This window comes from Gordonia asplenii (assembly GCF_012933505.1).
Taxonomy (GTDB): Bacteria; Actinomycetota; Actinomycetes; order Mycobacteriales; family Mycobacteriaceae; genus Gordonia; species Gordonia asplenii.
The window spans coordinates 23,145-37,725 of the sequence record NZ_JABBNB010000046.1; the positions used below are offsets into that span (position 1 = coordinate 23,145).

16 protein-coding genes are annotated in these 14,581 nt (G+C 66.7%); 14 read left to right on the forward strand and 2 right to left on the reverse strand.

Features of this window, described 5'->3' with window-relative positions; all coding sequences use genetic code 11:
- Window positions 1–3: 3 nt before the first annotated feature.
- Together HH308_RS27515 and HH308_RS27520 are read left to right on the forward strand one after the other, a co-directional pair.
- Complete coding sequence (locus HH308_RS27515) at window positions 4–384, forward strand: F0F1 ATP synthase subunit epsilon (RefSeq protein ID WP_170197481.1); 381 nt, start codon at window positions 4–6, stop codon at window positions 382–384.
- Between the two features lie 124 nt (window positions 385–508).
- Complete coding sequence (locus tag HH308_RS27520; RefSeq protein ID WP_170197482.1) at window positions 509–946, forward strand: DUF2550 domain-containing protein; 438 nt, start codon at window positions 509–511, stop codon at window positions 944–946.
- Window positions 947–993: 47 nt separating this feature from the next.
- On the opposite strand, the gene HH308_RS27525 is transcribed toward HH308_RS27520, so the two are convergent.
- Window positions 994–1,581 (reverse strand): cob(I)yrinic acid a,c-diamide adenosyltransferase, encoded by a 588-nt coding sequence (locus HH308_RS27525; protein WP_170197483.1) that lies wholly within the window; start codon window positions 1,579–1,581, stop codon window positions 994–996.
- Between the two features lie 43 nt (window positions 1,582–1,624).
- Between HH308_RS27525 and murA the strand changes: the two genes are divergently transcribed.
- The 12 genes from murA (at window position 1,625) to HH308_RS27585 (ending at window position 13,469) form a co-directional block, all read left to right on the forward strand.
- Window positions 1,625–2,881 (forward strand): UDP-N-acetylglucosamine 1-carboxyvinyltransferase, encoded by a 1,257-nt coding sequence (murA, locus tag HH308_RS27530; RefSeq protein ID WP_170197484.1) that lies wholly within the window; start codon window positions 1,625–1,627, stop codon window positions 2,879–2,881.
- Between the two features lies 1 nt (window position 2,882).
- Complete coding sequence (locus HH308_RS27535; RefSeq protein ID WP_170197485.1) at window positions 2,883–3,203, forward strand: ArsR/SmtB family transcription factor; 321 nt, start codon at window positions 2,883–2,885, stop codon at window positions 3,201–3,203.
- Window positions 3,204–3,286: 83 nt separating this feature from the next.
- The gene (locus HH308_RS27540; RefSeq protein WP_170197486.1) at window positions 3,287–4,003 is read left to right on the forward strand and encodes an energy-coupling factor ABC transporter permease; all 717 of its coding nucleotides are present in this window, start codon (window positions 3,287–3,289) and stop codon (window positions 4,001–4,003) included.
- Window positions 4,000–4,338, forward strand: coding sequence for a PDGLE domain-containing protein (locus tag HH308_RS30030; protein WP_170197487.1), 339 nt, complete (start codon window positions 4,000–4,002; stop codon window positions 4,336–4,338). Before HH308_RS27540 ends, HH308_RS30030 begins: the two co-directional genes overlap by 4 nt.
- A complete protein-coding gene (gene cbiQ / locus HH308_RS27550) occupies window positions 4,335–5,102 on the forward strand; it encodes a cobalt ECF transporter T component CbiQ (RefSeq protein ID WP_170197488.1) in 768 nt (255 codons plus the stop codon). The genes HH308_RS30030 and cbiQ overlap by 4 nt, the downstream gene beginning before the upstream one ends.
- Window positions 5,099–5,842 (forward strand): energy-coupling factor ABC transporter ATP-binding protein, encoded by a 744-nt coding sequence (locus HH308_RS27555; RefSeq protein ID WP_170197495.1) that lies wholly within the window; start codon window positions 5,099–5,101, stop codon window positions 5,840–5,842. Before cbiQ ends, HH308_RS27555 begins: the two co-directional genes overlap by 4 nt.
- Before the next feature lie 183 nt (window positions 5,843–6,025).
- The gene (mdo, locus tag HH308_RS27560; protein ID WP_170197489.1) at window positions 6,026–7,318 is read left to right on the forward strand and encodes an NDMA-dependent methanol dehydrogenase; all 1,293 of its coding nucleotides are present in this window, start codon (window positions 6,026–6,028) and stop codon (window positions 7,316–7,318) included.
- Between the two features lie 110 nt (window positions 7,319–7,428).
- Window positions 7,429–8,628, forward strand: a complete 1,200-nt coding sequence (locus tag HH308_RS27565) for an AAA family ATPase (RefSeq protein WP_170197496.1) — start codon at window positions 7,429–7,431, stop codon at window positions 8,626–8,628.
- 12 nt (window positions 8,629–8,640) lie between these two features.
- Window positions 8,641–10,167, forward strand: a complete 1,527-nt coding sequence (locus HH308_RS27570) for a VWA domain-containing protein (RefSeq protein ID WP_170197490.1) — start codon at window positions 8,641–8,643, stop codon at window positions 10,165–10,167.
- A 79-nt stretch (window positions 10,168–10,246) separates the two neighbouring features.
- On the forward strand, window positions 10,247–11,437 hold the full coding sequence (locus tag HH308_RS27575; RefSeq protein ID WP_170197491.1) for an iron-containing alcohol dehydrogenase: 1,191 nt from the start codon (window positions 10,247–10,249) through the stop codon (window positions 11,435–11,437).
- Window positions 11,438–11,440: 3 nt separating this feature from the next.
- Window positions 11,441–12,829: a MadS family sensor histidine kinase gene (locus tag HH308_RS27580; RefSeq protein WP_170197492.1), complete on the forward strand. Its 1,389-nt coding sequence runs from the start codon at window positions 11,441–11,443 to the stop codon at window positions 12,827–12,829.
- A complete protein-coding gene (locus HH308_RS27585; RefSeq protein WP_170197493.1) occupies window positions 12,822–13,469 on the forward strand; it encodes a MadR family response regulator transcription factor in 648 nt (215 codons plus the stop codon). The genes HH308_RS27580 and HH308_RS27585 overlap by 8 nt, the downstream gene beginning before the upstream one ends.
- Window positions 13,470–13,480: 11 nt before the next feature.
- On the opposite strand, the gene mftM is transcribed toward HH308_RS27585, so the two are convergent.
- Window positions 13,481–14,311, reverse strand: coding sequence for a mycofactocin oligosaccharide methyltransferase MftM (gene mftM, locus HH308_RS27590; protein ID WP_170197494.1), 831 nt, complete (start codon window positions 14,309–14,311; stop codon window positions 13,481–13,483).
- Window positions 14,312–14,581: the final 270 nt, after the last annotated feature.

Below are 14,581 nucleotides of genomic sequence, written 5' to 3' on the forward strand. Positions count from 1 at the left end.
GCGATGGCAGACAAGAGCTTTCAGGTCGAGATCGTCTCGGCGGACGATCGGTTGTACTCGGGGAGTGCGACCTTCGTCATCGCCCATACCGTCACCGGTGAACTCGGTATCCTGGCTGGCCACGAACCGCTCCTCGGAGAGCTGATCTCCGGCGGCTACGTGGTGATCGTGGAGGAGAGCGGCACACGCCGCGCCGCCGCGGTCACCGGCGGGTTCCTCTCGGTGACCGGCGAGGTCGTGACCGTCCTCGCCGAGTTCGCCGAGTGGGCCGACGACGTCGACGTCGCTTCCGCTCGCGAGGCACTCGACAACGAAGAGCCGGGAACCGAGGACTACACGCGTGCACGTTCGCGGCTGGTCGCCGCCGAACAGCTCGCCAAGTAGTCACCGGCGTAAATAATGTGATGTCCGTCGCCCGGAAGGTTTGTTTCAAACCTTCCGGGCGACTGGCATTCTGGATGTATCTGTTTGCTGACCTGTCCCAGACGAACTCAGGAGGTGTGACGCCATGGGTGGAGCGTTGATCGCGCTGGCCGTAGCGTTGATCGCCGGAGTCCTGCTGTTGGGGCTGGTCGTGTATCGGCTCACCGAGCTACGCCGGGAGGGTACTCCGGTGTTGCTGCGCGAGCTGCCCGCCGCCGCCGACGCCGGGTGGCGGCACGGCACCATCGCCTACGGCGACAACGTGCTGCGCTTCTACCGGCTGTCCTCGTTGCGGCCGGGCCCGACGATCACGCTCATCCGCAGCGCCATCGAGATCGGCCGCAGACGTGACCCGGTGGGCACCGAAGACGAGATCCTCGACGGCATGCGCATCGCCGAACTGGAACCCGGCGCCGACGGCGTCGGGGGAGCGTTCGAGCTGGCGATGAGTGCCGAGGCGATGACGGCGTTCACGTCGTGGTTGGAGTCGCGGCAGTCGGCGAGGTCGCAGCGGGGGCGGTGAGCCGGGATTCACCGACGGCAAGCCCTCTCCGCTGGTTGAGGCCGACGCTACCGCTCCCGCTCGCCGCCGGGCACCCATTTCACATCGCCGCTTCCGTCGCGTCGCGCGACTACTCGCGCCAGGATGAACAGCAGGTCCGACAGCCGGTTCAGGTACTTCGCGGGCAGCGCCGACGTGTTGTCCGGATTGGCGTCGATCGCCGCCCACGCCGAGCGTTCGGCGCGGCGCACGACAGTCCGCGCGTGATGCAGCAATGCCGCGCCGGGCGACCCGCCCGGAAGGATGAACGAGTCCAGCGCCGGCAGGTCCGCGCCGAAGGAGTCGCACCAGGTCTCCAACGCGTCGACATAACCTTGCTCGATGCGCAGCGGCGGATACTTCGGGTCGTCGACGACGGGCGTCGACAAGTCGGCTCCGGCGTCGAACAGGTCATTCTGCACGGTGCGCAACACCGCGACGACGTCGTCGGGCAATGCGCCGAGTGTCAGTGCGGTCCCCAGCACGGCGTTGGCCTCGTCGCAGTCCGCGTAGGCGACGACCCGGGCGTCGGTCTTCGCGACACGCGAGAAGTCGGACAGACCGGTGCTTCCGTCGTCGCCGGTTCGGGTGTAGATGCGGGTGAGGTGGACAGCCATGCCTTCCGAATCTACCCGGGTTACTGCCAGATAAACTGTCCGGGTGAATGATCGCTTTCTGGTGACCGGTGGAGCGCGCTTGTCCGGTGAGGTATCCGTCGGAGGGGCCAAGAACAGCGTGTTGAAGCTGATGGCGGCAGCGTTGCTGGCCGAAGGCACAACCGTACTGACCAACGCGCCCGACATCGCCGACGTCCCGCTGATGGCCGACGTCCTGCGGGGCCTCGGCGCCACCGTCGACGTCAACCACGACGTCGTCACCATCGACGTCCCCGCCCAACCGCACTACCACGCCGACTTCGACGCCGTGAAGCAGTTCCGCGCCTCGGTGTGCGTGCTGGGGCCGCTGATGGCGCGCTGCCATCGGGCCGTCGTCGCGCTGCCCGGCGGCGACGCCATCGGCTCCCGACCCCTCGACATGCACCAGGCCGGTCTGCGCGCGCTCGGCGCGCACAGTTCGATCGAGCACGGTTGCGTTGTCGCCCAAGCTGATTCGTTGCAGGGTGCGCCGGTCGCCCTCGACTTCCCGTCGGTCGGCGCGACGGAGAACATCCTGATGGCCGCGGTGCTCGCCGACGGCGTCACCACCATCGACAACGCCGCGCGCGAACCGGAGATCGTCGACCTCTGCGAGATGTTGCAGCAGATGGGCGCACTCATCGAGGGCGCGGGCACATCCACCTTGACGATCACCGGCGTACCGCGACTCGCGCCGACCACCCACCGCGTCATCGGTGACCGGATCGTCGGCGCGACCTGGGGCATCGCCGCGGCGATGACCCGCGGCGACGTCACCGTTCGCGGAGTCGACCCCAACCATCTCTCGCTGGTGCTGAACAAGCTCCGCGACGCCGGGGCGCAGGTCGACCGATTCGACGACGGGTTTCGCGTCCAGCAGGCCGAACGTCCGGTCGCGGTGAATGTCTCGACGTTGCCGTTCCCCGGATTCCCCACCGACCTGCAGCCGATGGCGATCGGGTTGGCGGCCGTCTCCGAGGGAATGTCGGTGGTCACCGAGAACGTCTTCGAGGCGCGATTCCGGTTCGTCGAGGAGATGGTGCGACTCGGCGCCGACGCCCGCACCGACGGTCACCACGCCGTCATCCGTGGCATCGAACAGCTTTCCAGCGCACCGGTCTGGTCCTCGGACATCCGCGCCGGCGCGGGGCTCGTGCTCGCCGGACTGGTCGCCGACGGCGTGACCGAGGTGCACGACGTCGAGCACATCGATCGCGGCTACCCGGACTTCGTGGAGAACCTGCGAAAGCTCGGTGGAACCATCGAGCGGGTCATCAGCTGAGATGGCCGCAGGCGACCCGCACGATCACGTCGATCACGACATCGACGTCGACGAGTGGACCACGCGCTTCGACCTGATGTCGGATCCGCATCGCCTGCAGATCCTCATCGTGCTGCACCAGCGGCCCGGCATCTTCGTCGGCGAGATCGCCACTGCCGTCGGCCGAACGGAGACCGCGGTGTCGCAGGCGCTGCGGGTGCTCCGACACCAGGGCTGGGTCAGCGCAACACGGATCGGGCGGTCGGTGAGTTACCGGCTCGACGACGAGACGGTCCACCGGCTCCTGCATTGGATGGGTGCCGATCATCGACGAGGTCAGTGACCTACCTGACCGGTCGGATAGTCTCTACGCCGTTTCATCTGAATAGCTGGACAGATGACGGCGGGCGCTCTTAGCGTCGGCGTATGACCTCCACCACAGTCGCCATGCATATGAGCGACGGCATCATCAATGCACCGACGTCCCTGCTATTCGGCGCGGTAGCCGTTGCGGGACTAGGCTTCTGCGCGGTTCGCACGCGCCGGACGCTCGACGACCGCGCCGTCCCGCTCGCCGGTTTGGTCGCCGCGTTCATTTTCGCCGTGCAGATGGTGAACTTTCCGGTACTGCCGGGAGTCAGCGGCCACCTGCTCGGCGGTGCGCTCGCGGCGATCCTCGTCGGCCCCTACACCGGAGCATTGTGCATCGGTGTCGTGCTGGTGGTGCAATCGTTGCTGTTCGCCGACGGCGGGGTCACCGCGCTCGGTGCGAATATCACCAACATGGCGCTGATCGGATCTTTCGCGGGATACGCGGTAGCGTTGCTGGCGCTGCGCGCGGCAGGCGCCCGCGGCCGCACCCCCCGCGGTCTGTCGATCGTCGGATTCATCGCAGCGATGATCGGAACAGTCTGCGCGGCAACGGGATTCATCATCGAATATCTGATCGGCGGCGCGGCCTTCACTTCGATCTCGACCGTTGCCGCATACATGTGGGGCACCCACGTGCTGATCGGTATCGGGGAGGGGCTGATCACCGCGGTGACCGTCGGCGCGGTGGCTCGATCCCGGCCCGACCTGATCTACCTCTGGCGGACGGTGCCGGCGCGCACCTCGTCGGCCTCGGCGCGGGTCAGCGCATGACGCGCCGGCGTCTGCTCGCCATCGGCATGTTCGTCACGCTGGTGATCGCGGGTGCGGTGTCCTACTTCGCGGTCTCGACGCCGGACGGACTCGACGCCACGACTCAGCGCGGCTGCCAGACGGTCAAGGTCGACGGCGTCGAGCAGTTGCACGGTTCCTGCATCGCTCAACATGTCACCGACCATGCGATGGCGTCGTCTCCGCTGGCCGGTTACTCGGTCGCTGGACTGCACGGCGCCACCGGCATCGCCGGGATAGTGGGAGTGTTCACGACCCTCGCGGTGGCCGGTGGGCTGCTGTGGCTGCTCGCGCGCAAGAACCGGGCGTCGGCGTGAGCGGGGTCCATGCCGACCGGCTCTACGTCGCCGGGCAGACCGTCGTCCACCGACTGCCCGCCGAGGTGAAGTTGGCTGCCCTGGTGCTCTTCGTATTCGCCGTCGTGGCGACGCCGCGTGACGTGGTGTGGCCCTACGCCGGGTTCGCGGCGGTCCTTGCCGCGCTCTGCGCGCTGGCAAGGCTCGGCCCACGGATGATGATGCCGCGCATGATGATCGAAGCCCCGTTCGTCGTACTCGCGGTGTTGCTGCCGATCGCCGGGACGGGGGAGCGCACGCAGGTGCTGGGCATGTCGCTGTCGGTGGCCGGGCTTCACGCCGCCTGGGGAATCCTCATCAAGGGCACCCTCGGTGTCACGGCCGCACTGATCTTCGCCGCAACCACCCCGACGACGATGCTGCCGATCGCACTGAGTCGTCTCGGTGTGCCGGCGACGGTCACGCCGGTGATGGTGATGATGCTGCGCTATCTCGACCTCCTGGCTGACGAGGTACGGCGAACACACATCGCGCGACTGTCCCGGGGTGACTCGCCGCGGTTGCTCCACCAAGCCGGAGCGATCGCCAAAGGCGTTGGCGCACTGTTCGTCCGGGCCTATGAACGTGGCGAACGGGTCCATTTGGCAATGGCGTCGCGTGGATTCTCCGGCGCGATGCCCGCGGTGCTGGGGCCCGCTCGGGCCACCGCGGCGCAGTGGGGCGCCGCACTCGTCCCGGTCGTGGCAGCGGTGGGGATCACTCTGTGTGCGTGGATGATTCGATGACGACGCCGGCCATCGACGTCGCCGACGTCACCTTCCGCTATCCCGACGGCCGCACCGTACTCGACGGAGTCAACCTGACCATCGCACCCGGCGAGCGGGTCGCCTTGCTCGGTCCCAACGGCGCGGGCAAGACGACCCTCATGCTGCACCTCAACGGGGTACTCCTGGCCGCCGACGGTCACGTCGCGGTCAATGGAATCACGGTGGCGCGCAACACCGTTCGCGCCATACGCCGAGACGTCGGGCTGGTCTTCCAAGATCCCGACGACCAGTTGTTCATGCCGACCCTCGCCGACGACGTCGCCTTCGGGCCGGCCAACTTCGGGCTGTGTGGTGCCGAATTGCAGCAGCGGGTCGACGAGGCGCTCGCCGCGGTCGAGATGACCGAACACGCCGGCCGTAGCCCGCATCACCTGTCCGGCGGGCAGCGGCGCCGGGGTGCTCTCGCCACGGTATTGGCCTGCCGCCCAAGCATTCTCGTTCTCGACGAGCCGTCGGCCAACCTCGACCCGACGGCGCGCAGCGAACTGGCACGCACGCTGACCCGGCTCGACACCACGATGCTGATCGTCACCCACGACCTACCCTATGCGGCGCAGCTGTGCGAGCGGGCGATCATTCTCGACGCCGGACGCGTCGTCGCCGACGGTGCGACCCATCGGATCCTCGCCGACTCCGAACTGCTCGCTCGGCACCGGCTGGAGCTGCCGTGGGGTTTCGCGCTGCCGGCCCGGACCTGACCCGACCATCCTGTCCGTCCGGTCAGGTAGCCGCCTGACCATTCGAACCGACTACGGCGATGAGACGAACGGTATAGGCGCACAACGCTTCTCGGGCAAGTGTGACGTGGCTAACGTCGGAAGGCGTTCCACTGAAATCGACTACCGACGATCGCGTGTCATCGCGAGAAAGCCAGGAGCATCATGCAGGTAGATGAGCTACTGAAGCCGTTCCCCATCAAAGAGTTTCACCCCTTCCCGCGGGCGATGATGGGGCCGGGCGCCCACGAGATGATCGGTCCGGAGGCCCTCAAACTGGGTTTCAAGAAGACCTTGATCATGACTACCGGTCTGCGCGGCAGCGACACGGTCCACAAGATCGCCGAATCGTGCAAGTACCACGGCCTCGACGTCGTCGTCTATGACCAGGTGGAGTCCAACCCCAAGGACTACAACGTGATGGATGCCGTCGCGCTGTACAACTCGGAGAAGTGCGACTCCTTCATCTCCATCGGCGGCGGATCGGCACACGACGCGTGCAAGGGTGCGCGCATCTCGGTCGCCCACGACGGCCGCAATGTCAATGAGTTCGAGGGCTTCAACAAGAGTGAGAACCCCAAGAACCCACCGCATATCGCTGTGTCGACCACCGCGGGCACCGGTTCGGAGACGTCCTGGGCGTACGTCATCACCGACACCACCACCGACCCCGACAAGCCGCACAAGTATGTCGCGTTCGACGACGCCGCGGTGACTTCGCTGGCGATCGACGACCCGGTGCTTTACTACGACTGCCCCGTCGCCTACACAGCGCAGTGCGGCTTCGACGTCCTTGCGCACGCCTCCGAGCCGTACGTGTCGCGGCTGAACTTCCCGCCGTCGATGGGTAACGCCCTGCACGCGGTGCGGATGACCGCGCGCCACCTGCGCGAGGCCACGTGGAATCCCACCGAGCTCGCCGGTCGCGAGGGCATGATGTACGCGCAATACATTGCGGCGCAAGCCTTCAACTCCGGTGGCCTCGGCATCATCCACTCGATCAGTCATGCTGTCTCGGCCTTCTTCGACACCCACCACGGTCTCAACAACGCCATCGCGCTGCCCCGCGTATGGGCGTTCAACATGCCCGTCATGTACGAGCGCTTCGCCGACATGGCCGACGCGATGGGCGTCGACACCCACGGCATGACCAAGGTGCAGGCCGCCGACGCTGCGCTCGAGGCGTCGATCCGCCTGCTGCGCGATGTGGGCATCGTCGAGAAGTTCGCCGACGTCAAGCAGAACACGTATCCGAAGAACCGGCTCGGCGAAGGCCCGACCAAGTTCTACGAGGCGCGCAAGGAGATCACCACCGACGCAGCGACTATCGACGCGATCACCAACCACGTCCTCGGCGACGCCTGCACGCCGGGCAACCCGAAGGAATGCACGTTCGAGACGGTCCGCCCGGTCGTCGAGCACGCGTTCAACGGCGATCTCGACGAGCTGCTGCCGTAAGTCGACCACCCCCGGTCGGGCCCATCCGGCCGGGGGTCACCCGCTGCGGCGGAGAGGAGAAGAAGTCCGTGTCCGTGTACGAAGACATCATCGACGAAGTTGAGGCGAGCATGACCGAGGGACCGGAGTTCATCGACGTCGACGACGTCGTCGCGCGTTTCGCGGCGGCGGGCTACCTCGCCGACCAACGCCTGGCTACTACCGTCTTTCTGCAGTCTCGACTGGAGAAGCCGATCCTGCTGGAGGGCCCAGCCGGCGTCGGCAAGACTGAACTCGCCAAGAAGCTCGCTGCGGTCACCGGCCGAAAGCTGTTGCGGCTGCAGTGTTATGAGGGCCAAGACGAGACCACCGCACTCTACGAGTGGGACTACGGCAAGCAACTGCTCTACACCCAGGTCCTGCGCGAGAAGATCAGTCAGGTAGTCGCCGACACCGCGACGCTGTCCGAGGCTGTCGACCGCATCGGAGCTGAGGAAGGAGTGTTCTTCTCCGAACGGTTCCTCGCGCCGCGCCCGCTGCTCGAAGCCGTCCGCAGCACCGAACCCGTCGTGCTGCTCATCGACGAGGTCGACCGCGCCGACGAAGCACTCGAAGCCGTGTTGCTCGAACTACTGGCGGAATATCAGGTGTCGGTGCCCGAGATCGGTACCTTCGTCGCCACTCATCGACCACTGATCGTGTTGACCTCCAACAACACTCGCGATCTGTCCGCTGCTCTCAAGCGTCGGTGTCTGCACCTGTCGCTGGACTATCCGACGGCCGATCGGGAGCTGGAGATCATCCGGTCGAAGGACACCGGCCTCGCCGACAGTCTGGCCGAGAAGCTGGTGCAGATCGTCCGTGGATTGCGCGAACTCGACCTGCGTAAGGCACCGAGTATCTCCGAGGCGATCGATTGGGCGCGCACCCTCGCGGTGCTCGGCGCCGACGAGTTGACGCCGGAGATCCTGTCGCAGACTGCCAACGTAGTGGTCAAATACGATCGCGACCTGACTCGTGCGGTCGACGCGCTCGCCCGCCTGGTCGACCCGAATGCCGTTGTGCCTGAACATCTTCACTCGCACGATCACGATCACGATCACGGTCACTCTCATTCGCACGGTGCGCACACTCACACGCACGACGACGATCACGGTCATACTTCGTCGAGCGGTGCCGCCAAGCGGGCGGCGAAGGACGAGCCCGGCCGCCACGGCGACGACTACTACGGTTCACCGGGATCCAAGACCGACGCCGGAACCCGCGCGGTCAGTGCGAGCCAGGGCGCGCGCTCGTTCAACGCCGGCGGCCGCCGCAAGCGGCCGTTCTGACGGGCCGACGACATGGAAGCTGCGATCCACCGCTTCGTGCGGTTGCTGCGTCTGCACGGCATCCGGATCGGCGTGTCCGAGGTGCTCGACGCCATCGCCGCGGCGTCGGCCGGCGAAGTCCTCGGGGACCGCGAGTTGCTGCGCTCGGCGCTGGCGGTGTGCCTCATCAAGGACCGTCGCGACGAGGCGGCCTTCGACGACGTCTTCGACCGGTTCTTCCGGCTGCGGCCGGTGCTCGACGACGTTGACGGCCAAGGCCATTCGCACACCCACGACGATCTCAGCGATGCGGGCGAGCTCAACGAGTACTCGCTGTCGGAGGAGGTCGGTAAGACGCCGCAGCAGGGGCACAGCCACGGCCCGCCGTCGAATCTGCGCGACTACTTCGATCCCGACGACCTGGCCGAGCAGTACAACCTGCACCAGGAGGCCAATCGTCTCGACCTCGCGTCGCTGACCGATGAGATCGTGCTCTCGGCCGACACCGTCCCGAACGCCGAGGCCGCGGCCCGTGTGCAGATGACAGTGTCGCGGCTCAACAATCCGGGCCTGCCCGGCGACCTCGTGGAAGCCACCGGCAACCGGCTCGACGTCGACTTGTCGGTGAGCCAGGAGATGGCCCTGCTCGACTGGCTCGACGATGCAGGCGATCCGACCGGGCCACAGCCCCACCCCGACGAACTCGCGGCGCTTCGCGGAGCACTCGCCGGGTTGCTCGAAGGATTGCCCGAGAAGTTGCGCGACCACCTCGAGCAGTTGCTGGCCACCGACCACTCGATCGAAGAACGTGAGGTGAAAGCCAGTGTGCGCCAAACGATTCACGAGCACGAACGGGCGAGCCTGGAAGAATCGCTGCGGCGACTGATCCGCAGCCTGCACGGTGCGCCGCGCTCCCGTCGCAAGGTGGCCGCGCGTGGCACCGTCGACTCGGCGCGCACCATGCGCAAGAACCTGCGCTACGACGGCGTCCCGTTCCGGCCGATCACCGTGGCCAAGGTCAGTGATCGGCCGAGCCTGCTGATACTCGCCGACGTCTCGCTGTCGGTACGCCAGGCCGCGAAGTTCACCCTCCAAATGGTGCACGGACTACAGAGCATGGTCGCGCACGTCAGATCGTTCGCATTCGTGTCCGACCTGGTGGAGATCACCGATCTGTTCGCCGAGCATCCGATCGAGGATGCGCTGTCGCTGATCGTTTCCGGACTTCCCGCGGGCGGAGTCCTCGACACCGAGGCCGACTCCGACTACGGCCAGGCGCTCGGCCAGTTCTTGGCGGACTACGGCGGGGTGGTCACCCGCAAGACCACCGTCATCGTGCTGGGCGACGGCCGCAACAACGGCCGTGACCCCAACTTCTCCGCTTTCGAAGAGATCAGCCGTCGGGCGCGCGAGACGATCTGGATCACCCCCGAACCGACCTACTCGTGGGGCCTGGGATCGTGCGATCTGCCCGGATACGCGACGTACTGCCAGCGTGTGCACGTGGTCCACGACCTGGCGGCACTCGAACAGGTGTCAGTCGATGCCGCCATCGTGTGATGTGCGGGTAGAGTCCCGATCGGAGATTCCTGATTGGCCGATCGAAGATCCTTGATTGGTAGGTGAGGTGCCAGTGCCGATGCGCGAGGTCGCAACCTCCGCGAGGCCACGCGCGCGACACACCGTCCGCGTGGCCAAATTTCACACGCCCGAGATCATCGTCGGCGAAGGTGCGTTGGCCGAGGTTCCCCCCGCTGCGGCGGCATTGGGAGTTCAACGGCTGTTCGTCGTCTCCGACCGGGGTGTCGTCGCGACCCCGTGGTTCGGGGAACTGCTCGATCGACTGCGCAAGGCCGGGCTGCACACGAGCTCGTTCGTCGACGTCTCGCCGAATCCCCGCGCTCACGAAATCGCTGCGGCGCTCGTCGCATTCGAGACCGGTCGCTGCGACGGAATCGTCGCGCTCGGCGGGGGATCGGTGATCGACGCCGCGAAAGGTGTTGCGGTGCTTGCTTCTAACGGCGGGCACATCCTGCAATACGAGGGCATCGACCGCGCGCCGATGCCGTTGCCGCCGCTCGTCGCGGCCCCCACCACCGCGGGCAGCGGCTCCGACGTCACCCAGTTCTGCATCGTCAACGACTCCGATCGGCGCACCAAAGTCACCATCATCGGGCGGGGTCTGGTACCCGACGTCTCCGTCGTCGATCCGCGGGTACTGGCGACGCTGTCGCCGCAGGTCGCGGCGCAGGCGGGAATGGACGCCATCACCCACTGCATCGAGGCGTACGCGTCGATAGCGCACAGCCGATTGACCGACGTCGCCGCGATCAATGCGATCGGCAGCGCGTGGCGCAGCATCCGACGATTCGTCGACGACCCGTCCGACGCCGCGGCCGGGCTGGACATGGCCTACGCCTCGTTGGAGGCGGGGATGGCGTTCACCAATGCGATCCTGGGCGCGACCCACGCCATGAGTCACCCGGTCGGCGGCTACTGCGACGCCCCGCACGGTGCCATCAACGCGGTGCTCCTGCCGCACGTCATCCGGTTCAACGCGGAACTCGACCCGGCACCCTACGTGGATCTGGCACGCGCGGTCGGGTTGGCGCACAACGGATCCGACCACCTCGTAGCGGAGAGCTTCGCGAGTGCCGTCGGGGTGTTGGCAGGACGCGTCGGTCTCCCGTCGACGCTGCGCGAACTCGGTGTCGTCGCCGACGACATCGCGCTACTCACGGCCAATGCACTGGTCGACGCCTGCATGACCACCAATCCCCGCCAACCGACCGCGGCCGACGTTGCACGCATCTATCGCGAGGCGCTGTAGGCAATGGCGGCACCGAGCACTCCCGACGACAGCGAGCGGATCGTTGATTCGCTAGTCGGTCTGCATTCGGTCAAAGGTACCCATTACGCCCAATATCGCGTTGTCGCGCAACGACTTTCCCGAGTCATCGGCGCGATGGACCGGATCTCGCGAGCCCTGGTGCAGACCGCGGAGGGTCCCGAGACGCTGGTGCTCTCGGTGGTGCAGGCTGTCCGTGATCACCTCGACGCGCAGTGGGTGGTCTTCGCCCTGTGCGACGGCGAACTGGGTCGGACCGGCCCGCGCCATCTGATGATGGCCGGCGACGGAACCATCTACGCCTTCGAGGGCGTGAGCGCCGCGCGGATGCCCGCGCACCTGCCCGACGTCGTGCTCAACCGGCTCAATGATGTTCTCCGCAACCAACTTCGGGGTCTGCGCGGTCCGATCGTCGACGACAATCATCTGCACGTTCCCCTCGAGTTGGACGGCCGGGTGGTCGGGGCGCTGTCGGCGTGGACGGCGCAGGACGAACCGGTCGATGCGACCGACCTCGTGGTGTTGCGGATCCTCGCGCGGCAGGCGGCCGTCGCGCTGCTCAATGCCGCACTCCTGGAGGAGAGTCGCCACCAACTCGCCCGCGCCGAAGCGGCATATGAACAGGTCACCCGACAGGCGGCCGACCTGGCTGCCCGCAATCGTGATCTGGAGCTGACCCAGCGGCAGCTGTCCGCGGCAATGCGCCAGCGCGTCGTCTCCGAAGAGCGCGAGCGGATCGCCCGTGAGCTGCATGACTCGGTGACTCAGTCGGTGCTGTCGGCGGGGATACAGATCGAGGTGGCGCGCGGCGACGAGCCCGACGACAGTGAGGCGGGCCGGCGGCTGAAACTCGCCGGCCAGCTCACCAAAGACGCCGTCGAACAGCTTCGATCGGTGATCTATGCGCTCAACCAGGCACCCACCGACGATGGGACCGGACTCGGGGAGATCCTGGAGGGGCTGTGTTCGATGCACATGCCCGCCGACCTGCAGACCGAGGTGCGGGTCGTCGGGCACGTGCGCGACGTTCCCGACGACGTACAGCACTCCATCCTGCGGATCGCGGGCGAAGCCCTGTTCAACACCGCGGTTCACGCGCACGCGACGACGGCCCGACTGGTGTTGACCTACGGCGACGACGACATCGGGCTGACCGTCGACGACGACGGGCGGGGTGATCCGGCTCATCTGCGGCGGGTGATGCGCGCGGCGTCGTACGGCGACCTGGCCGGGCGGCATCGTGGGCTGGCCAACATCGCCGCGCGCGTCGAGGGACACGCCGGGCAGTTTCGGATCCGGCGATCGCGCCTCGGCGGTGTGCGGATCGCGGTCGATATTCCTGCACCCGACGCCGGGGAGGCGCGCCATGACTGACCAGCAACCGGTGCGGACGATGCTCGTCGACGACCACGCCATCCTCCGCCAGGGACTTCGGTCGCTGTTGGAGCGCGACGGGTCCATCGTCGTTGTGGGAGAGGCGGGTTCGCTCGACGCCGCGGTCGGCGAGGTCGCCCGCACGGCGCCCGACGTCGTCGTCGTGGACCTGAAATTGGCGGTCGGCACCGAATACGAGGGACTGACGTTGATCGCGGAGATCGCTCGGCGCTGGCCGTCCGTTGCCACGCTGGTGCTGACGACCTTCCTCGACGACGACTTGGTGGTTCGGGCGGTCAAAGCGGGCGCGCGCGGCTACGTCGTCAAGGACGTCGACACCACCGAACTGGTGCGGGCGATCGTGACGGTATCCCGCGGTGGCAGCGCATTCGATCCGCGCAGTACGTCGGTGGTGCTGCGAGCAGTATCGGGGGAGGCGCCCACCGCGGAGACTCTCACCGACCGCGAACGCGAAGTCATCAGGCTGCTCGCCGACGGCCGCTCCAACAAGGAGATCGGCCAGACCCTGTTCATCTCGGAGTCGACGGTGAAATTCCACATCCGCAACATCATCCGCAAGCTGGGCGTGTCGAAACGTACCGACGCCGTCTACACGGCCAGCAAGCGTGGATTGATCTGACCGGCGTCGGCCTACACACCGACCAAGCGGCATGCGGTGGATGCCGCCGACGCCGGCGCGCCGGCCGGCGTCAGCACCAGCCAACCGCCGTGGTCGTCGAAGATGCGAACACCGTCGTGCTCCACCATCGACGCCCAACGCCGCAGGTCTGAGTCGCGCAGCGTCTGCAGGTGTCCGAAGTGCGGACTGGGTTTCGCCTCATACGGAACAGCGACGACGACGCGATCGCGGGCCACCCGCAGCGCCTCACGCAGCGCCTGCGCGACGTCGGGCTCGTCGAGATGTTCCAGTAGATGAATCAGCGTGACGGTGTCGAAAGTGTCGTCGTCGAACGGGAGTCCGCGGGCGTCGCCCAACTGGGCGGACATCGGAATCTTCAACGTCGACGCCGCCGCGGACAACATCGATACGGCGCCGGGGGAGATGTCGCACGCGGTGACGTCGAACCCGTCCTGGGCGGATCCGAGTGCCAGGAATCCAAAGCACGACCCCACCTCCAGCACGCTGGTTCCTACGAGTTCGGAGCGTGCACGCGCATGTACCGGCGCAAACGGGGACCGATGTTCGCGCAGCTCAGCCAGGGTATTGCGATAGAAGCAGGACCATGGGTCGCGATGCGGGACAGATTCGACGACCGCCACCGCCGCAGCCTCGAAGGCGTCTTGACCGGAGAGCATTCCGTCGTCGATCAGGGTCAGCAGGCCGGCGATCATGGCAGCGTCGCTGATCGATTCGGCGTTCAGACCGTGGTGGATGTCGACTCGTCCATCGCGACGTCGGGCCCGCATCGTCGGGCCGAGAGCGGCTTGAAAATATGCGCTGATCTGCGGAAATGCGGTCATGTGAAGACACTATGAGCCCGCCTCCGCGCAGGTAACTGACCAGCAGGGCCCGGTCACTGACCAAAAGGATGGGATTCGACGCCGGGCGATGTGCGCAGTGCCTCGAACGGCTCCGATCGGTACTGTCGTACCGGAATGTGGCGCACGTCACGAGTGGGAAACGTTCGTTGCAGCGGATCCGACGCGGTCGCACTCAGCAATCGCAGGCCGCTGACCAGCGTAGATGTCGGGCAGGTTGCCGATTGACCCGCGATTTGACCTTCCCGTCAT